This window comes from uncultured Williamsia sp. (assembly GCF_947494875.1).
In the GTDB taxonomy this organism is placed as follows: Bacteria; Actinomycetota; Actinomycetes; order Mycobacteriales; family Mycobacteriaceae; genus Williamsia_A.
The window spans coordinates 186221-206016 of record NZ_CANLWM010000005.1; the positions used below are offsets into that span (position 1 = coordinate 186221).

The following is a 19796-nucleotide window of genomic DNA, read 5'->3' on the forward strand; positions in this document are numbered from 1 at the left end:
CACGCGCGGGTGATCGGCGACGGCGGAGCCGTCCGTCGATGCGCTGCCCACTAGGCTTCCAGCGTGATCACCCGCATGTCGAGCCTGTTCCTGCGCACCCTCCGCGACGACCCGGCCGACGCCGAGGTCCCCAGCCACAAGCTCCTCGTGCGCGCCGGGTACGTCCGTCGGGTGGCGCCGGGCGTCTACAGCTGGCTGCCCCTGGGCCTGCGGGTGCTGCGACGCGTCGAGCAGATCGTCCGCGAGGAGATGGACGCCATCGGCGGCCAGGAGATCCTGCTGCCGGCACTCCTGCCCAAGGAGGCGTACGAGGCGACCGGACGCTGGACCGACTACGGCCCGAACATGTTCCGGCTCACCGACCGCAAGGGCGTGCAGATGGGTCTGGGACCCACGCACGAGGAGTTCTTCGCCCAGCTGGTGAAGAGCGAGTACTCGTCGTACAAGGACCTGCCGGTCACGCTGTACCAGATCCAGACCAAGTACCGCGACGAGGAACGGCCTCGCGCCGGGATCCTGCGCGGCCGCGAGTTCGTCATGAAGGACTCCTACAGCTTCGACCTCGACGACGCCGGCGCGAAGGCGTCCTACGCTGCGCACCGCGAGGCCTACCAGCGGATCTTCGCCCGGCTCGGCGTGCGCTACGTCATCGTCGCCGCGACGTCGGGGGCCATGGGAGGCAGTGCATCCGAGGAGTTCCTCGCCGAGAGCGAGGTGGGCGAGGACACCTTCGTGCGCTGCACGGAGTCCGGGTACGCCGCGAACGTCGAAGCCGTCGTCACACCGGCACCGCCCGCGCGGCCGATCGACGGCCTGCCCGAGGCGGTCGTGCACGACACGGCGAACACACCCACCATCGCGACTCTCGTCGACTGGGCGAACGGTGCCCTCGACCGCACCGTGACCGCCGCCGACACCCTCAAGAACGTCATGGTGAAGGTCACCGCACCGGGCGGCAGCCCCGAGATCGTGGGGATCGGTGTGCCCGGCGACCGCGAGGTCGACATGAAGCGTCTCGAGGCGTCGTTCGAGCCCGGCACGGTCGAGTTGCTCGAGGAGTCCGACTTCGCCGCGAACCCGTTCCTGGTGAAGGGCTATATCGGCCCGCGTGGCCTGCAGGCGAACGACGTGCGCTACCTCGTCGACCCCCGTGTCGTCGACGGCACCGCCTGGATCACCGGCGCCGACGAACCCGGCCGCCACGTCGTCGACCTCGTCGCCGGACGGGACTTCACCCCCGACGGCACGGTGGAGGCCGCCGAGGTCCGCGATGGCGACGCCTCGCCCGACGGGATGGGCACGCTCGTCAGTGCCCGCGGCATCGAGATCGGCCACATCTTCGCGCTGGGGCAGAAGTACACCGACGCGTTCGAGGTCGACGTCCTCGGCGAGAACGGCGCGCCCGTGCGGCTCATCCAGGGGTCCTACGGGATCGGCGTGTCCCGGATGGTCGCGGTCGTGGCCGAGCAGACCCACGACGACAAGGGCCTGAGCTGGCCCGCCGCGATCGCCCCGTTCGACGTGCACGTGGTCATCGCCAACGCGAAGGACACCACCCTCGTCGACGGCGCGCAGCAGGTGGCCGCGGCATTGGAGGCGTCGGGCCGCAGCGTGCTCCTCGACGACCGCAAGGCCTCACCGGGTGTGAAGTTCAAGGACGCGGAGCTGCTCGGGATGCCCGCGATCGTCGTCGTGGGACGCGGCTACGCGAACGGTCTGGTCGAGGTGCGCGACCGAGCATCCGGTGAGGTCTCCGAGGTCCCCGTCGGCGATCTCGTCGCGACCCTCGACGTCCGCCGCGGCTGATCGACCGGGGTCGTCAGGTCGCGGCCCCGGGGAGGGCGACGGTGGACGGCGACACCTGTAGCACGAGACGCCAGCGCGCGGCCCGCAGAGCCGCCGCCGACAACGCGTCCACCCCGACCCGACGGACCGCGTCGGCGTCGGCCTTCTCCAGCAGCACGCGGTAGGCGCGGGTGCAGTCCTCTTCCGCGGCGAGCATGGCGCGGACCGCGGAGACCGGGTCGGTGACGGCCACCGGCAGCACGTACCCGACCGCCGCCTCGGGCGCGGTGCCGCCCGCGCCGGTGATCAGCGAAGCGAGCTCGTCGCGCCGGGCCCGGTGGTCGGCGGTGTACTCGGCGACCGTGTCGCGGCGCGTGCTCGCCGCGTAGGCGACGGCGATCCCGTAGGCGAAGATCGCGGCGTTCTCCGTGTCGACGGCGGTGCCGAGGGCGTCGGTGGTGGCACTCATCCGAGCTGCACCTCCACGAGCGTCGTGAGCGACGCGGCGATCGAGCCGAGGAGTCCCGCCCGGTAACCGTCCGAGGTGACGGCGAGGTCGGCGGTGGCGGTGCGGGCGCCGGACAGTCGACCCCGCAGCGCGTCGACCGTCGTCACCACCGGTGTCGACGGCGCCGAGGGCGCCGCCGACGAGGTCGGTGACGCGCTCGGGACGAGGTCCGCGGACAGTCGGCTCACCTCGTCGGTGAGGGACCGCGCGTGCACGTCCCGGTCGTCGGCGATCACCCGCAGCGCGGCGGCGCGGTCGGGGGTCTGCGCGGCCAGCGCGCGGGCGGCGACGGCGTCCTCCCCGGCGGCGCGGGCCAGCGGTGCCAGCTGCTGCGCGGTCCGGGTCGCCGCGTCCGGTCCCGACGACGTCGAGCATCCCGCGAGTGCCGCGCCGGCCCCGAGGACCCCGACGACGGCCACACCGCGGACGAGGGCGTCGCGCCGGGTCAGCACCGGCGACACGGGCGTGGTCAGGGAGAGGGACGTCACGTCGGACGTCGAGCGCGGGGCCACGGTCGACCATCGTGCCAGGTGCGTCGCCCCGCCCGCGCGCCCCCGCGGGCGTGTCCGGGTCCCGCGCGGCGAGGAGCGGTCGCGGGCGGTCCGAGCACCCTCGCCGAGCAGGTAAACTCCCTCGGGCGCATCCCCTCCCGACACCGGACGTCCGGATCGGCGTGGGGGCGGCACGGCGAGGCGACAACTGCACACGAGGAGGCACCGGTCATGTCAGGCGACGGTCGGACGGAACGCGGCGCGCAGTCCCCGCCGACGGCGCGGGATCCCCGGTCGCAGGACGTCGGTGACGCCGTCGCCGTGGTCGTCGGGCCCGTCCTCGAGGCACACGGGCTCGATCTCGAGGGTGTCGAACTGTCCGGCAGCGGTGACGCCACCGTCGTCCGCGTGGTGGTCGACTCCGACACCGGCACCGACCTCGACGACCTCGCCGACGTGAGTCGGGAACTCTCCACCGCACTCGACGACACGGACCCCGACCCGCTCGGCGACCTGCACTACACCCTCGAGGTGACCTCCCGCGGCGTCGACCGTCCGCTCACCGCGCCCCGGCACTGGCGTCGCGCGCAGGGGCGCAAGGTCACCGCGACGGTGCGCACCGACGGCGGGGCGGACGAGCACGTCGCCGGTCGCGTCGGCCGGCTCGACGAGTCCGCGGGCTCCGTCGAACTCGTCGTCCCCGCCCGCCGGGGCACCTGGGACGTGCGCGCGCTGCCCCTCGCCGACATCACCTCGGCCGTCGTCGGCGTCGACTTCTCGTCACCCGGCCCGACCGAACTCGCACTCTGTGGACTCGACGGCGCGGATGCGCGCCGGGAAGGCAACCGATGAACATCGACATCGCCGCTCTGCGCATGATCGAGGCCGACAAGGGCATCCCGATCGACACCGTCATCACCGCGATCGAGACGGCCCTGATCACGGCCTACCGCCACACCGACGGGTTCGCGCCGCACGCGCGGATAGACGTCGACCGCAAGAGCGGCGAGGTCCGCGTCATGGCGCAGACGCTCGACGAGGACGGCACCGTGATCAGCGAGTGGGACGACACCCCCGAGGGGTTCGGTCGCATCGCCGCCACCACCGCCCGACAGGTCATCCTGCAGCGCCTGCGCGACGCCGAGAACGAGAAGAGCTTCGGCGAGTACGTCACCCACGAGGGCCAGATCGTCGGCGGCGTCGTGCAGCAGGACTCCCGGGCGAACGCTCGCGGCCTCGTCATCGTCCGCATCGGCAGCGAGGCCACCGGCGCCGAGGGAGTACTGCCACCCGCCGAGCAGGTGCCGGGTGAGACCTATCGCCACGGCGATCGCATCAAGTGCTACGTCGTCGGCGTCACCCGCGGCACCCGCGGCCCGCAGATCACGCTCAGCCGCACCCACCCGAACCTGGTCCGCAAGCTGTTCTCCCTGGAGGTGCCGGAGATCGGGGACGGGTCGGTCGAGATCGTCGCCGTCGCCCGCGAGGCGGGTCACCGCTCCAAGATCGCCGTGCACACCGGTGTCGCCGGACTGAACGCGAAGGGTGCCTGCATCGGTCCGATGGGCCAGCGCGTCCGCAACGTGATGAGCGAGCTGGCGGGGGAGAAGATCGACATCATCGACTACTCCACCGACCCGGCCGTCTTCGTCGGCAACGCCCTGTCGCCCTCCAAGGTGGTCTCGGTGACGGTCGTCGACCTCGCCGCCAAGGCGGCCCGCGTCGTCGTGCCCGACTACCAGTTGTCGCTCGCGATCGGCAAGGAGGGGCAGAACGCCCGCCTCGCCGCACGACTGACCGGCTGGCGCATCGACATCCGCTCGGATGCCGAGGATCGGCCTGTGGCCGCCGCGGACCAGCGCCCCGCGGAGGGCGCCGGCGCGAACGCGCCCTCGGTCGAGGGGTGACGACACGCGGGGAGCTGAGGTCGGTCGGACACATCGGATTTGCGACGGGCGGTAGACTGCTCGATGGTTGACAGAGCGCTGACGACCTCCGGCCCCGTGCGAACGTGTGTCGGCTGCCGTGAGCGCGCCGCGGTCACCGAACTCATTCGGTTCGCTGCGGTGGTGTCCGCTGATCCGACGACCGAGTCCGTCTCCCCGACGGTGACACTCGACCACGCGTCGGATCTCGCGGGACGAGGTGCCTGGCTCCATCCCGATCGCGGGTGTCTGCGGTCGGCGGTGCGGCGCAGGGTCTTCGCCCACGCACTGCGGACGCCCGACGTGCAGGTGGACGAGTCGGCTCTCGGAGACGGGATCGACGCGCTGCTGGCAGACCGCGAGGGACGACCGGCCACCGACGGTGGTCGGGGAGGGTCGAGGGCAACCAGCCCACGACAGGACAGGTAGCAGAAGACATGAGCACACCGTGAAGTTCCCACGATGAGCACGTTTCGGACGTAATCCGAGGCCGTAGCGGGCAGCCCGCTCGGCCTCACCAGTGAGGAGAGCAGTGGCAGGCAAGGCCCGCGTGCACGAGTTGGCCAAAGAACTCGGTGTCACCAGCAAGGAAGTACTCGCTCGCCTGAGCGATCAGGGCGAGTTCGTCAAATCGGCGTCGTCGACGGTGGAGGCCCCCGTCGCGCGTCGTCTCCGGGAGTCGTTCCCGTCCGCCGGCGGCAAGTCCGACGGTGCGGCCGCCAAGAACGGCGGCGGTTCCGCCGCGAGCGCACCGGCATCCGGCGCGCCCAAGCCCGGCGCGACCCCCGGCCCCAAGCCCGGTGCCCCCAAGCCGGCGGCACCGGCTCCGGCCGCACCCGCCGCACCGGCCCCGGCTGCGGCACAGGCCCCGGCTCCCGCCGCCCCGGCACCGTCGGCACCCGCCGCACCGCAGCCGAGCGCCCCGGCGCCGGCAGCGCAGGCACCGGCGGCCACCCCGCCGGCCGCCGGAGGCGCGTCCGCGCCCCCGCAGGCACCCGGCCCGCGACCGGCACGTCCCGGTCCCAAGCCCGGCCCGCGGACCCCGCGCGTCGGCAACAACCCGTTCTCGTCGACCCCGGCACCGCGTCCCGCGGCCCGTCCGGCGCCGGGCCAGCAGCCCGGCGGCGGTGCGCCCCGTCCGGGTGCCCGGCCCGCGGCCGGCCCCGGTGGACCGCGTCCCGCCCCCGGCCAGGGCGGACCCCGTCCGAGCCCCGGCAGCATGCCTCCCCGCCCGAACCCCGGCGCCATGCCGGCGCGCGCGGCACGTCCCGGCCCCGGCGGCGCCGCCGGTCGCGGACGTCCCGGTGGACCCGGTGGCGGGCGTCCCGGTGGCGGTGGCGGCGGTTACCGCGGTGGCGGTGCCCCGACGGCGTCGCCCGGCGGTCCCCCCGGTGGCTTCCGCGGTCGCGGAGGCGGCGGTGGCCGTGGTCGCGGCGGTGCCGCGGGCGCGTTCGGTCGTCCCGGTGGCGCCCCGCGTCGTGGTCGCAAGTCGAAGCGGGCGAAGCGCGCCGAATACGAATCGATGCAGGCACCCGCCGTCGGTGGCGTCCGTCTGCCCCGGGGCAACGGTGAGACGATCCGTCTCGCCCGCGGTGCGTCCCTGGTCGACTTCGCCGACAAGATCGACGCCAACCCGGCAGCCCTGGTGCAGGCGTTGTTCAACCTCGGCGAGATGGTCACCGCGACCGAGTCGGTCAACGACGAGACGCTGGAGCTGCTCGGCGGCGAGATGAACTACGTCGTCCAGGTCGTCAGCCCGGAGGACGAGGACCGCGAGCTGCTCGACAGCTTCGACCTCACCTACGGCGAGGACGAGGGCGGCGAGGAGGACCTCGAGCAGCGTCCGCCGGTGGTCACCGTCATGGGTCACGTCGACCACGGCAAGACCCGACTGCTGGACACGATCCGCAAGGCCAACGTCCGCGAGGCGGAGGCCGGTGGCATCACCCAGCACATCGGCGCCTACCAGGTCGACACCGATCTCAACGGTGAGCACCGCCTGATCACGTTCATCGACACCCCGGGTCACGAGGCGTTCACCGCCATGCGTGCCCGCGGTGCGAAGGCGACCGACATCGCGATCCTCGTGGTCGCAGCCGACGACGGCGTCATGCCGCAGACGGTGGAGGCGCTCAACCACGCGCAGGCGGCCGACGTGCCGATCGTCGTGGCGGTCAACAAGATCGACAAGGAGGGCGCCGACCCGGCCAAGATCCGCGGTCAGCTCACCGAGTACGGCCTGATCCCCGAGGAGTACGGCGGCGAGAGCATGTTCGTCGACATCTCGGCACGGGAGGGCACGAACATCGACGCCCTGCTCGAGGCCGTCCTGCTCACCGCGGACGCGTCGCTCGACCTGCGCGCCAACCCGGACATGGACGCCCAGGGTGTCGCCATCGAGGCGCATCTCGACCGCGGTCGCGGTCCGGTGGCGACCGTGCTGGTCCAGCGCGGCACGCTCAAGGTCGGCGACTCGATCGTCGCCGGTGACGCCTACGGTCGTGTCCGTCGCATGGTCGACGAGCACGGCGACGACGTCGCCGAGGCCACCCCGTCGCGCCCGGTGCAGGTCATCGGTTTCACGTCGGTGCCCGGCGCCGGCGACAACCTGCTCGTCGTCGACGAGGACCGCATCGCCCGGCAGATCGCGGACCGCCGCAACGCGCGCAAGCGCAACGCGATGGCCGCGCGCAGCCGCAAGCGCATCAGCCTCGACGACCTCGACGCCGCGCTGAAGGAGACGTCGCAGCTGAACCTGATCCTCAAGGGCGACAACTCCGGCACGGTGGAGGCCCTCGAGGAGGCGCTGCTCAACATCGACATCGGCGACGAGGTGCAGCTGCGCGTCATCGACCGCGGTGTCGGTGGCGTCACCGAGACCAACGTCAACCTGGCGACGGCCTCGGACGCGATCATCGTCGGGTTCAACGTCCGCGCGGAGGGCAAGGCCACCGAGCTGGCCAACCGCGAGGGTGTCGACATCCGGTACTACACGGTGATCTACCAGGCGATCGAGGAGATCGAGAACGCCCTCAAGGGCATGCTCAAGCCGATCTACGAAGAGGTCGAGCTCGGGCGTGCGGAGATCCGCGCGATCTTCCGGTCGTCGAAGGTCGGCAACATCGCCGGCTGCCTCGTCCAGTCGGGCATCATGCGGCGCAACGCCAAGGCCCGGCTCCTGCGCGACAACGTGGTGGTGGCCGACAACCTCACCATCTCGTCGCTCAAGCGGGAGAAGGACGACGCGACCGAGGTCCGCGAGGGGTACGAATGCGGTCTCACCCTGACGTACGGCGACATCAAGGTCGACGACGTCATCGAGACCTACGAGTTGCAGGAGAAGGCCCGCACGTAGCGGACCCGGGACACCCACGTCCCGACTGCGACAGAGGTTCACGCACCCGGCGCCCGGGCACCCGAGAGATCAGGTGTCCGGGCGTCGGGCTCCCCGGGCAGGGGTGAGGAAGGAGTGCCACCATGGCCGATCCGGCTCGCGCGCAGCGACTCGCCAAGCGCATCTCGTCGATCGTCGCGTCGGCGATCAGCGGGGAGATCAAGGACCCGCGGCTCGCGTACGTGACGATCACCGACACGACCGTCACCGCCGACCTGCACGACGCGACCGTCTACTACACGGTGATGGGCGCGTCGATCGACGCCGAACCCGACTACGACGCCGCGGCGGCCGGGCTGGCGCGCGCCACCGGCGTGCTGCGGTCCAAGGTGGGTGCGGGCACGGGCGTCCGGTTCACCCCGACCCTGCGGTTCGTGCTCGACACCGTGCCCGACACCGCTCGCGAGATGGAGGAGCTCGTCGCCCGTGCGCGGGCGCAGGACGAACTGGTGGCGCGACGCGCCGCCGAGGCGGTGCCCGCGGGCGATGCCGATCCCTATCGCAGCGATGACGACCGTTCGGATCACGACGACGATGACCCCGATGCGGGCGGGTCCCGGGTCTAGGATGGGCACCGGTCGTCGCCCCGTGATCGACGGACGGCGAGCGCGGCAGGGAGTGGAGGTGACGGTGGCGGAGGGCACCTCGGCATGCGGTCGCGTCGTGGACGCACTGCGAGGCGCGTCGGCGGTCACCCTCATCACCCACGTCCGTCCCGATGCCGACACCCTCGGCTCGGCACTGGCGCTTGCCGTGGCCCTCGACCGGACCGGCGTCGACGTCGAGGTCGGCGTCCCCGGGAGCCTGCCGGTGCCGGACGTGCTCACCCGACTGCCCGGCGCGAAACTGATCGCACCCACCTCGCAGATCGCGGGGCACCGGACCGCGGTCGCCCTCGACTGCGCGAGCGCCGGTCGCCTCGACGATCTCCGGGACGTCTTCACCGGGGCCGAGACCCGCATCGTCATCGACCACCACGCGTCGAACACCGGTTTCGGCGACGTGGACCTCATCGATCCCGAGGCCGACTGCACGGCCGAACTGGTGTTGGCCGTGGTCGACGAGCTCGGGGTCGACCTCGACGCCGACATCGCGACGTGTCTCTACGCCGGACTCGTCACCGACACCGGATCGTTCCGATGGGCCCGACCGGGATCGCACGCCATCGCCGCACGGCTCCTCGCGACCGGTGTGGACGGACCCTCGTGGACCCGCGCCCTGCTCGACACGCACCGGTTCGGGTGGCTGGCGATGGTCGCCGACGCGCTGCGATCGGCCGTGCTCGTCCCCGAGGCGTTCGGGGGCAGCGGGCTGGTCTATGCCTGCGTCGACCACACCTGGCGCGAGGCGATCGCCTGGGACGAGGCGGAGAGCGTCATCGACCTCGTCCGCACCGTCGGTGACGCGGACGTCGCCGTGGTGTTCAAGGAGTCCGATCCGGGCACCTGGACCGTGTCGATGCGGTCGCGGTCGGCGACAGACCTGGTCCCGATCGCCCGCGCCCACGGCGGCGGCGGGCACCCGCACGCGGCGGGATTCGGGTTCACCGGTCCCGTGGAGGACGTCGTCGCGTCCTTCCTCACCGCGTGAGCGGGTCGGACACCTCCTTCTCCTCCATCGGACGGCTGGCCCTCTCGGCGCTGGTCGTCCTCATCGCCGAACCGCTGTATCTCATGGAGGATCTCGCCGTCGTCGGGCGACTCGGGACAGAACCCCTGGCGGCACTCGGGGTCGGCACGGTGATCCTCGGCGTCGTCAGCACCCAGCTCACCTTCCTGTCCTACGGGACGACGGCACGCTCGGCCCGCTGGTTCGGCCGTGGTGACCGCGCCGCCGCCGTCGGTGAGGGCGTGTCGGCCTCGTGGCTCGCGGTGGCCGTGGGGCTGGTGATCGTCGCCGTGGTGGCGTCACTCGCCGGACCGATCGTGCGTCTCATCGCCTCCGACGGTGCCGTCGCCGACGAGGCGGCGGGGTGGGTGCGGATCGCCGTGTGCGGTGTGCCGCTGATCCTGCTGAGCATGGCCGGGAACGGCTGGATGCGCGGGGTCCGCGACACCCGCCGCCCGGTGGTCTACGTCGCGACCGGCCTCGGCCTGAGCGCCGTGCTCTGTCCGCTGCTGGTGCACGGACTGCTCGGCGCACCGCACCTCGGCCTGCACGGGAGCGCGGTGTCCAACGTCGTCGGGCAGTCGGTCGCCGGGCTGCTGTTCGCGGTGCGGCTGGTGCGGGAGACCCGCGCCGGGGGGTCGTCGATCTCCCCGTGGCCGGTCGGGTCCGTCATCCGTGCACAGCTGACCCTCGCGCGCGACCTCGTCGTGCGCAGCCTCTCGTTCCAGGTGTGCTTCCTGTCCGCGGCGGCGGTCGCCGCCCGGTTCGGCGTGGCGTCGCTGGCCGCCCACCAGGTGGTGCTGCAGCTGTGGAACTTCCTGTCGTTGCTGCTCGACGCGCTCGCCATCGCGGCGCAGGCGCTCGTCGGCGCGGCGCTCGGCGCCGGGACGGCCGTCGCCGCCCGCCTCGTCGCACGGCGCGTCACCGTCGTGTCGGTGGCGGTCGCCGTCGTCGCACTGTTGGTGCTGTCGGCTGCGCGGACCCCGATCGCGAACATCTTCACCGGCGATCCGGACGTCCTCGACGCGTCGGCCACCCCGTGGTGGTTCCTCGTCGGGATGCTGCCCGTCGCCGGCGTCGTCTTCGCCCTGGACGGGGTGCTCCTCGGATCGGGCGACGCCGCGTACCTGCGCACCACCACCGTCGGCAGCGCGCTCGTCGGGTTCCTGCCGTTGATCTGGGCGTCCCTGGCGTTCGACTGGGGGCTCGCCGGCATCTGGACGGGCCTGGCCGCGTTCATGGTCCTGCGCCTGGTCGCGGTCACCGCGCGCCTCGCCTCGGGCCGGTGGACGCGGATCGAGCTGTCCGGCGTCGGCCGATAACATCGATCGAATGGCCACTCTCTGGGCGATCAGCGATCTGCACGTCAGCCACCGCGGCAACGGCGAGATCCTCGACCGCATCGCGCCGGAGTCCTCCGACGACTGGCTCATCGTCGCCGGTGACGTCGCCGAACGCACCGACGACATCGCCGACACGCTGCGTCGCCTGACGATGCGCTTCCCCACCGTCGTCTGGGTACCCGGCAACCACGAGCTGTACACGACGGCGAAGGATCCGCTGCAGATCCACGGCGTCGCCCGCTACGACTACCTCGTGCAGGTGTGTCGCGACATGGGTGTGGTGACCCCGGAGGACATCTACCCGCTGTTCGACCCCGGTGACGGGACGCCACCCGTCCGTGTCGTGCCGATGTTCCTGTTGTACGACTACACCTTTCGGCCCCCCGGGACCACCACGGCGCTGGCGGCGTTGGCCGTCGCGCGGGAGAACAACGTGGTGGCGACCGACGAGTTCCTGCTCTCGCCGGAGCCCTACGGCACCCGCGACGCGTGGGGGCGTGCCCGGATCGCGGCCACCCGGACGCGCCTCGACGCGCTCGACCCGAGTGAGCGCACGATCCTGATCAACCACTGGCCGCTGCGGCGCGAACCCACCGATGCACTGATGTACCCCGAGTTCGCGCTGTGGTGCGGCAGCGAACTCACCGACGACTGGCACACGCGCTACAACGCGGCGTGCTGCGTCTACGGGCACCTGCACATACCGCGGACAACCTGGTACGACGACATCCGCTTCGAGGAGGTGTCGGTCGGCTACCCCCGGGAGTGGAAGCGTCGTGGGCTGCCCGAACCGCTCCTCCGGCGGATCGCGCCCGACGACGGCACCCGCCCCGAGGACCTCCCGGAGCACGGGGCTCGCTTCGACCTCCCGCCCGACTACGCCGAGCGGGCGAAGGAGTTCACCGACCGCGTCGCGCGGCAGCGGGAACTGCGGGCGCAGGCGCGCGCGGAGCGCGGGGAGGGGAGCCGATGATCGAGGACGTGGTCGGGCCCGGCGTCGTGGCCGCCGAGGCGTTCGAGGACCCTGCCGACGCCGCGCTGCTGCCGGGCGAGGAGTCGATCGTCGCCCGGGCGGTGGACAAGCGGCGCGCGGAGTTCACGACAGTCCGCACCCTCGCGCGGCGCGCGCTGTCGCATCTCGGGGAGGACCCGGTGCCCATCCTGCGCGGCGACAAGGGTGAGCCGTTGTGGCCGCGGGGGATCGTCGGCAGCCTCACCCACTGCGACGGCTACCGGGCCGCGGTCGTCGCGCACAAGCTGCGGGTCCGGTCGGTCGGCATCGACGCCGAGCCGCACGGGCCGCTGCCCGAGGGTGTCCTGGACCACGTGAGCATCGCCGAGGAGCGCGCCGTCCTGGCCGATCGCGACGACAGCCTGCACTGGGACCGGATCCTGTTCTGCGCCAAGGAGGCAACCTACAAGGCGTGGTTCCCGCTGACCGGCCGCTGGCTCGGTTTCGAGGACGCCTACATCACCGTCGAACGCTCCGACGAGTCGTCCGGGAGGTTCTCGTCGCGCCTGCTCGTCGACGGGTCGACCACCGACGGCGGTCCGCCGCTGGCGGGGTTCGAGGGCTCGTGGCGGGTCGCCGACGGCATCATCGTCACCTCGATCACGCTGTGAGCGGCACCGACAGGCGCGCGGACGCCGGGGCGGTCACCGCGGCCGGGCTCGTCCTCGTCGACAAGCCGTCGGGGATGACGAGCCACGACGTCGTCGCGCGGTGCCGAAAAGCGTTCTCCACCCGCAAGGTCGGGCACGCGGGCACCCTCGACCCGATGGCCACCGGTGTCCTCGTGATCGGCATCGAGCGGGCGACGAAGCTCCTGGGGCTGCTGTCGCTGACGACGAAGTCCTACACCGCGACCGTCCGGCTCGGTGCCGGGAGCGACACCGACGACGCCGACGGGACGCTCGGTGACCGCAGCGACGTCGCACACCTCGACCGCGACACGGTGACCGCGGCGACGCGAGACTTCGTCGGCGAGATCGACCAGGTCCCGGCGAGCGTCAGCGCGATCAAGGTCGACGGCCGGCGCGCGCATGCCCTCATGCGTGAGGGCGTCGAGGTCGAGCTCCCCTCACGACGGGTCACGGTGTCGCGGTTCGACGTCGTCGACACCCGTGTCGTCGACGGCTGGTTCGATGTCGACGTCGAGGTCGACTGCTCGTCGGGCACCTACATCCGTTCGCTCGCACGTGATCTCGGGTCGTCGCTCGACGTCGGTGGACACCTGACCGTCCTGCGCCGTACCGCGGTGGGACCCTTCACCATCGACCGTTCCGTCGCACTCGACGACCTGGAGGCGGACCCGCGGATGTCGCTGGCCATCGACGACGCGATCGCACTGGCCTTCCCGCACCGGACCATCGACGACGCCCAGGCCGAGTCGATCAGTCAGGGCCGCTGGCTCGAACCGGTCGGCATGTCGGGCGTGTACGCCGCGGTCACCGCGGACGGGCGGGTGATCGCCCTGCTGCAGGAGAAGGGCCGTCGCGCGGCGTCGGTGATGGTGGTGCGGCCTGCGACGCTGCGCTAACCGGCGTCGGTCTCCAGCCAGATCGCGCGGGTGGCTATGTCCCCGAGGTCGATCGGGTCGCCGTCGTCGACGCGCACCGCGACGGTGCCGGCGAACGGTCGCTGCTCGACGACCGCGATGTGCCGGTCGAGGGCGATGCCGACGGAGTCGAAGTAGCGCAGCATGGCCGGATCGGTGTCGGCGATACGGGCGACGTGACCGCCCGAGTCCGGTCCGAACTCGGCCAGCTGTCGCGCGGTGCTCTGGGGGACCTCCCCGTCGGCGGCGGGGATGGGGTCGCCGTGGGGGTCGCGTGTCGGGTGACCGAGTTTGGCGTCGAGGCGATCGATCATCCGGTCGGACATGGCGTGCTCGAGGACCTCGGCCTCGTCGTGCACCTCGTCCCAGCCGTACCCGAGCATGCGGACCAGGAACGCCTCGATGAGGCGGTGGCGTCGGACCATGAGCACCGCCGCGGCGCGGCCGCGGTCGGTGAGGGTGACCGCGCCGTAGCGGGCGTGGGACACCAGGTCCTGGTCGGCAAGCTTGCGCACCGCCTCCGACACCGTCGACGGGGACACGGCGAGCTTCTCGGCGAGGAGTTTGGTCGTCACCTTCGCCTCCGACCACTCCTGGGCCGTCCAGATGATCTTCAGGTAGTCCTGGGCGACGGTGGACAGCTCGGTGACGGGCACGGCGTCAGCCGGGCGGACTGCTGCGCCGCCGGAGTCTGTGCGGCCGTCGGTCGAGGACACGTCCTCGAGCCTATGACACGAGATGGACACACCTGGTGCACGCGACACGCTCGGAGTTCCCCGGCCCGGGGTCGGGCCGTAGGGTTGAGGTGTGCTGCGTTGGCGAGGGTTGGAGGACATCCCTGCGGGATGGGGCCGCTGCGTCGTCACCATCGGTGTGTTCGACGGGGTGCACCGCGGACACGCTCAGTTGATCGCCACGGCGACGGCGGCCGCGAAGAAGCGGGGTGTCCCGGCCGTGCTCATGACGTTCGACCCACACCCGGCCGAGGTCGTGCGTCCCGGCACGCATCCGCCGCAGCTGTCCACCCTGACCCGTCGGGCCGAGCTGGCCGAGGAACTCGGCATCGACGTCTTCTGCGTCATGCCGTTCACCCCGGTGCTGGCGGCCCAGTCGCCGAAGGACTTCGCCCACGAGGTCCTGGTGGAGGGCTTGCACGCGGCCGACGTGGTGGTCGGCTCCAACTTCACCTTCGGCCGGAAGGCCGCAGGGACAGTCGAGGTCCTCGCCGACCTCGGCCGCACGTTCGGCTTCGAGGTGCAGGCCGTCTCGTTGCTCGGGGAGGGGCCGGACGGCTCCTCGCGGCCGGCGGTGACGTTCTCCTCGACCTACATCCGCTCGTGCGTGGCCGCCGGTGACGTCGAGGCCGCCGCCGAGGCGCTCGGTCGGCCACACCGCGTCGAGGGCGTCGTCGTCCGCGGTGACGGCCGCGGCCGGGAGATGGGGTACCCGACGGCCAACGTCGCGCCGCCCATGTACTCCGCCATCCCCGCCGACGGCGTCTACGCCGCGTGGTTCACCGTCCTCGGCGCCGGTCCGGTGGTGGGTCAGGTGGAACCGGGGGAGAGCTACCAGTCCGCGGTGTCCGTCGGGTCGAACCCGACCTTCTCCGGTCGCACCCGGACCGTCGAGGCGTTCGTCCTCGACACCCACGCCGACCTGTACGGCCAGCACGTCGCGGTCGACTTCGTCCGCCGGATCCGCGGCATGGAGAAGTTCGACTCGATGGAGTCGCTCATCGTGCAGATGGACCGTGACGTCGAGGTCGCCCGCACCGCCCTCGCCCCCTGACGGGCCATGGTCGGTCGACGACCGGCGATTTGGGTGGCGGGTCCGCCCGCGGGTAGCGTGGTCCGTCGGTGTTGCTGCGGTCCGCGGCGGCGCACCGCCGACGCCGCCCCGGTGGGCGCGGTCGGGAGTTCACCCGCGCGGTACCGAATGGAAGAGGAACACCCATGGCTCTGACGACCGAGCAGAAGAAGAGCATCCTGGCCGAGTACGGCCTGCACGAGACCGACACCGGCTCACCCGAGGCCCAGATCGCGATGCTGACCAAGCGCATCAGCGACCTCACCGAGCACCTCAAGTTCCACAAGCACGACCACCACAGCCGCCGCGGCCTGCTGCTGCTGGTCGGCCGCCGTCGTCGCCTGCTCAAGTACATCGCCCAGGTCGACGTGCAGCGCTACCGTTCGCTCATCGAGCGCCTCGGCCTGCGCCGCTGACCTCACCGCCCCGCACGTCGCGGGGTGACGATGCACGGATCCTCGGGTCCCCGGTGGTAGTCTCGCCGGGGACCCGATCTCGTGAGGGGTTCGTCCGCGCGGTACACGTTCGGGCGATCGGTCTTCGGTAGTGGCTGCCGGAACGTCCGCGTTCCGGCTGCTTCGATCGACGGCCGTCGCCACGTGACCCACCCGGCCGCCGTCCGGTGCACGCGCACCGCGGCCACGGACATGACGTCCGCAGTGTCGCCGGGTTCTCCGCACCGCCGTCTCCTCGCACCCATCGGACCACGTCGTCTGCCGTCACGGCAGCGACGTCACCGCTGCGCGCCGCGCATCACGCCGCCGCGCGCACCTCGATCGAGAGGACCTCCTCCACCCATGACAGATGTGACCAGCGCCCCGGCCGACGACCTCGAGTACGACGACGAGATCACCGAGGCCACCGCCGTCATCGACAACGGCGAGTTCGGCACCCGCACCGTGCGCTTCGAGACCGGTCGTCTCGCCCAGCAGGCCGCCGGCGCGGTCGTCGCGTACCTCGACGACGAGAACATGCTGCTCTCGGCCACCAGCGCCGGGAAGCACCCCAAGGACCAGTTCGACTTCTTCCCCCTGACGATCGACGTCGAGGAGCGGATGTACGCCGCCGGGCGCATCCCCGGATCGTTCTTCCGCCGCGAGGGTCGCCCCTCGACCGACGCGATCCTGACCTGCCGTCTCATCGACCGGCCGCTGCGCCCGTCCTTCGTCGACGGTCTGCGCAACGAGATCCAGGTCGTCATCACCGTCCTGAGCCTGAACCCGAACGACCTCTACGACGTCGTCGCGATCAACGCCGCCTCGGCGTCGACGCAGCTCGCCGGTCTGCCGTTCTCCGGCCCCGTCGGCGGTGTGCGTGTCGCGCTCATCCCGACCGAGTCCAACCGCGCCGGCCAGTGGGTCGCGTTCCCGACCGTCGAGCAGCTCGAGGGCGCCGTGTTCGACATGGTCGTCGCCGGTCGGATCGTCGGTGACGACGTCGCGATCATGATGGTCGAGGCCGAGGCCACCGACAACGTCATCGAGCTCATCGAGGGCGGGGCCCAGGCCCCCACCGAGGCCATCGTGGCCGAGGGCCTCGAGGCCGCGAAGCCGTTCATCCGCTCGCTGTGCGAGGCGCAGAAGCAGCTCGCCGCGCAGGCCGCGAAGGCCACCGGCGAGTTCCCGCTGTTCCCCGCCTACCAGTCCGACGTCTACGACGCCGTCGAGGCCGCGGGCAAGGATCGTCTGTCCGAGATCCTGACCATCGCGGGCAAGACCGAGCGTGACGACAAGACCGACGAGCTCAAGGGCGACATCCTCACCTCGCTCGGCGAGCAGTTCGCCGGGCGCGAGAAGGAGATCGGCGCGGCGTACCGCTCGCTGACCAAGAAGCTCGTGCGTCAGCGCATCCTCACCGACCACTTCCGCATCGACGGCCGTGGCATCACCGACATCCGGTCGCTCTCGGCCGAGGTCGCACTCATCCCGCGTGCCCACGGCAGCGCGCTGTTCGAGCGTGGCGAGACCCAGATCATGGGCGTCACCACCCTCGACATGGTCAAGATGGCCCAGCAGATCGACTCGCTCGGGCCCGAGACGTCGAAGCGCTACATGCACCACTACAACTTCCCGCCGTACTCGACCGGTGAGACCGGTCGCGTCGGGTCGCCGAAGCGTCGCGAGATCGGCCACGGAGCGCTCGCCGAGCGTGCCCTCATGCCGGTGCTCCCCAGCGTCGACGAGTTCCCGTACGCCATCCGTCAGGTGTCCGAGGCACTGTCCTCGAACGGTTCGACCTCCATGGGGTCGGTCTGTGCGTCGACCATGTCGCTGCTCAACGCCGGTGTGCCGCTCAAGGCCCCGGTCGCCGGCATCGCCATGGGTCTCGTCTCCGACGAGGTCGACGGGGAGACCCGCTACGTCGCCCTCACCGACATCCTCGGTGCGGAGGACGCGTTCGGCGACATGGACTTCAAGGTCGCCGGGACCAAGGATTTCGTGACCGCCCTGCAGCTCGACACCAAGCTCGACGGCATCCCGTCGGCTGTGTTGGCCGGTGCGCTGAGCCAGGCCAAGGACGCCCGCACCACCATCCTCGAGGTGATGGCCGAGGCGATCGACGAGCCCGACGAGATGAGCCCCTTCGCTCCTCGCGTCACCACCGTGAAGGTCCCGGTCGACAAGATCGGCGAGCTGATCGGGCCCAAGGGCAAGAACATCAACGCCATCACCGAGGAGACCGGCGCCAACATCTCCATCGAGGACGACGGCACCGTCTTCGTCGGCGCCACCGACGGCCTCAAGGCGCAGGCGGCCATCGATCGCATCAACGCGATCGCCAACCCGCAGCTGCCCAAGGTCGGCGAGCGGTTCCTCGGAACCGTCGTCAAGACAACGGCTTTCGGCGCCTTCGTGTCGTTGCTGCCGGGTCGCGACGGCCTGGTCCACATCTCCAAGCTGGGCCAGGGCAAGCGCGTCAACAAGGTCGAGGACGTCGTGAACGTCGGCTCCAAGCTCCGCGTGGAGATCGCCGACATCGACGACCGCGGCAAGATCAGCCTGGTCCCCGTCGCCGACACCCCCGCCGAGGGCGTCGACACGACCGTGGCCGCCGGCTGACCCTGACCGCCACACATACCCCGCAGCCCACCGGCGGCGCTGTCTCGCGCAGCGTCCTCCCCGGTGGGCTGCGGGTCGTCACGGAGCAGGTGTCGGGTGTCCGATCGGTGTCGGTCGGTGTCTGGGTCGGGGTCGGATCCCGCGACGAGACACCGAATCTCGCCGGAGCCGCCCATTTCCTGGAACACCTCCTGTTCAAGCGGACCCCGACGAGGACCGCGGCGTCCATCGCGCGCGACCTCGACGCCGTCGGGGGAGAGCTGAACGCCTTCACCAGCAAGGAGCACACCTGCTTCTACGCGCACGTCCTCGACGAGCACGCGGCGCTGGCCGTGGACACGCTCGCCGACGTCGTCATCCGTGGTGAGTGCGCCGCAGCCGACGTCGAGGTGGAGCGCGAGGTGGTCCTCGAGGAGATGGCCATGCGCGACGACGACCACGAGGACCTGCTCGCCGACGCCTTCATGACCGCGGTCTTCGGGGACGCCCCGATCGGCCGTCCCGTGATCGGCACGCCGGAGGTCGTCGGATCGCTGTCCGCACCGCGTATCCGGGGTTTCCACACCCGTCGCTACACGCCCGACCGCATGGTGGTCGCGGTGGCGGGCAACATCACCCACCGTGAGGTGGTGTCGCTGGTCCGTCGCGCGTTCGGTCCGCATCTCGTCCCCGACACACCGACCGCGCCACCGCGCCGACGCGCCCGGCCCGCCCGGGTCGTCGGGACCACCCAGGTCGTCGACCGGGACAGCGAGCAGACCCATCTCATGATCGGCATGCCCACCGGCGGCGTGGACGATCCCGATCTGCCGGCGTTGTCGGTGCTCAACTCCGCGGTCGGGGGCGGGCTCAGTTCCCGTCTGTTCCAACAGATCCGGGAGGAGCGGGGTCTCGCGTACTCCGTGTACTCGGCCCTCGACACCTTCAGCGACGTCGGGACGTTCTCGGTGTACGCGGGTTGCAACCCCGACCGTGCCGGGGAGGTTGCCGACGTGATCACGCAGATCATCGGTGACATCGCCGTGAACGGCGTCGATCGTGACGAGGTCGCGCGTGCTCGAGGGTCGCTGCGGGGGTCGATGCTGCTCGGTCTCGAGGACACCGGCTCCCGGATGCACCGCCTCGGTCTCGGCGAGATCGACCACGGGAAGTACCGCACGGTCGCGTCGTCGTTGCGCCGCATCGAGGGTGTCCGGCCGGCTCATGTGTCCGCCGTCGCGCAGAAGGTGCTGTCACAGCGTCCGTCGGTCGCCGTCGTCGGCCCCTACCGCCGGGAACGGGACCTGCCGGCCTCGCTGCGCGCCCTCACCGCCTGAGCA

At 71.5% G+C, this 19796-nt stretch carries 18 protein-coding genes; 15 read left to right on the top strand and 3 right to left on the bottom strand.

Features of this window, described 5'->3' with window-relative positions; genetic code table 11:
• Positions 1–75: 75 nt before the first annotated feature.
• Positions 76–1806 carry a proline--tRNA ligase gene (locus Q1A98_RS13210; protein ID WP_299574672.1) on the top strand — a complete coding sequence of 577 codons (1731 nt, stop codon included), beginning with the start codon at positions 76–78 and terminating at the stop codon, positions 1804–1806.
• Positions 1807–1819: 13 nt separating this feature from the next.
• On the opposite strand, the gene Q1A98_RS13215 is transcribed toward Q1A98_RS13210, so the two are convergent.
• Entirely contained in the window at positions 1820–2254 is a 435-nt protein-coding gene (locus Q1A98_RS13215; protein ID WP_299574221.1) for a ferritin-like domain-containing protein, read from the bottom strand.
• Positions 2251–2781, bottom strand: a complete 531-nt coding sequence (locus tag Q1A98_RS13220; RefSeq protein WP_299574223.1) for a hypothetical protein — start codon at positions 2779–2781, stop codon at positions 2251–2253. The genes Q1A98_RS13215 and Q1A98_RS13220 overlap by 4 nt, the downstream gene beginning before the upstream one ends.
• A 234-nt stretch (positions 2782–3015) precedes the next feature.
• On the opposite strand from Q1A98_RS13220, the gene rimP reads away from it, so the two are divergent.
• From rimP to truB, 10 genes are all read left to right on the top strand, one after another.
• Entirely contained in the window at positions 3016–3636 is a 621-nt protein-coding gene (gene rimP / locus Q1A98_RS13225; RefSeq protein WP_299574225.1) for a ribosome maturation factor RimP, read from the top strand.
• Positions 3633–4691 (top strand): transcription termination factor NusA, encoded by a 1059-nt coding sequence (gene nusA / locus Q1A98_RS13230; protein WP_299574228.1) that lies wholly within the window; start codon positions 3633–3635, stop codon positions 4689–4691. Before rimP ends, nusA begins: the two co-directional genes overlap by 4 nt.
• A 63-nt stretch (positions 4692–4754) precedes the next feature.
• Entirely contained in the window at positions 4755–5138 is a 384-nt protein-coding gene (locus Q1A98_RS13235; protein ID WP_299574231.1) for a YlxR family protein, read from the top strand.
• Between the two features lie 103 nt (positions 5139–5241).
• On the top strand, positions 5242–8064 hold the full coding sequence (infB, locus tag Q1A98_RS13240; RefSeq protein ID WP_299574233.1) for a translation initiation factor IF-2: 2823 nt from the start codon (positions 5242–5244) through the stop codon (positions 8062–8064).
• Between the two features lie 122 nt (positions 8065–8186).
• On the top strand, positions 8187–8669 hold the full coding sequence (gene rbfA, locus Q1A98_RS13245; RefSeq protein ID WP_299574235.1) for a 30S ribosome-binding factor RbfA: 483 nt from the start codon (positions 8187–8189) through the stop codon (positions 8667–8669).
• 64 nt (positions 8670–8733) lie between these two features.
• Positions 8734–9693: a DHH family phosphoesterase gene (locus tag Q1A98_RS13250; RefSeq protein WP_299574674.1), complete on the top strand. Its 960-nt coding sequence runs from the start codon at positions 8734–8736 to the stop codon at positions 9691–9693.
• Positions 9690–11033, top strand: coding sequence for an MATE family efflux transporter (locus tag Q1A98_RS13255; RefSeq protein ID WP_299574237.1), 1344 nt, complete (start codon positions 9690–9692; stop codon positions 11031–11033). The genes Q1A98_RS13250 and Q1A98_RS13255 overlap by 4 nt, the downstream gene beginning before the upstream one ends.
• A 10-nt stretch (positions 11034–11043) precedes the next feature.
• The gene (locus tag Q1A98_RS13260) at positions 11044–12027 is read left to right on the top strand and encodes a metallophosphoesterase (protein WP_299574239.1); all 984 of its coding nucleotides are present in this window, start codon (positions 11044–11046) and stop codon (positions 12025–12027) included.
• Positions 12024–12677, top strand: a complete 654-nt coding sequence (locus tag Q1A98_RS13265) for a 4'-phosphopantetheinyl transferase (protein ID WP_299574242.1) — start codon at positions 12024–12026, stop codon at positions 12675–12677. Before Q1A98_RS13260 ends, Q1A98_RS13265 begins: the two co-directional genes overlap by 4 nt.
• Positions 12674–13594, top strand: coding sequence for a tRNA pseudouridine(55) synthase TruB (truB, locus tag Q1A98_RS13270; protein ID WP_299574244.1), 921 nt, complete (start codon positions 12674–12676; stop codon positions 13592–13594). The genes Q1A98_RS13265 and truB overlap by 4 nt, the downstream gene beginning before the upstream one ends.
• Here truB and Q1A98_RS13275 read toward each other — a convergent pair.
• Positions 13591–14268, bottom strand: coding sequence for a metal-dependent transcriptional regulator (locus Q1A98_RS13275; RefSeq protein WP_299574677.1), 678 nt, complete (start codon positions 14266–14268; stop codon positions 13591–13593). The two genes, truB and Q1A98_RS13275, sit on opposite strands and share 4 nt — an antisense overlap.
• Before the next feature lie 151 nt (positions 14269–14419).
• Here Q1A98_RS13275 and Q1A98_RS13280 point away from each other — a divergent pair, with 151 nt between their 5' ends.
• The 4 genes from Q1A98_RS13280 (at position 14420) to Q1A98_RS13295 (ending at position 19793) form a co-directional block, all read left to right on the top strand.
• On the top strand, positions 14420–15400 hold the full coding sequence (locus tag Q1A98_RS13280) for a bifunctional riboflavin kinase/FAD synthetase (RefSeq protein WP_299574246.1): 981 nt from the start codon (positions 14420–14422) through the stop codon (positions 15398–15400).
• Positions 15401–15564: 164 nt separating this feature from the next.
• Positions 15565–15834, top strand: coding sequence for a 30S ribosomal protein S15 (gene rpsO, locus Q1A98_RS13285; RefSeq protein WP_299574247.1), 270 nt, complete (start codon positions 15565–15567; stop codon positions 15832–15834).
• Positions 15835–16215: 381 nt separating this feature from the next.
• Positions 16216–18477 (top strand): polyribonucleotide nucleotidyltransferase, encoded by a 2262-nt coding sequence (locus tag Q1A98_RS13290; protein WP_299574249.1) that lies wholly within the window; start codon positions 16216–16218, stop codon positions 18475–18477.
• Positions 18474–19793, top strand: coding sequence for a pitrilysin family protein (locus Q1A98_RS13295; protein ID WP_299574680.1), 1320 nt, complete (start codon positions 18474–18476; stop codon positions 19791–19793). The genes Q1A98_RS13290 and Q1A98_RS13295 overlap by 4 nt, the downstream gene beginning before the upstream one ends.
• The last annotated feature ends 3 nt before the right edge of the window (positions 19794–19796 follow it).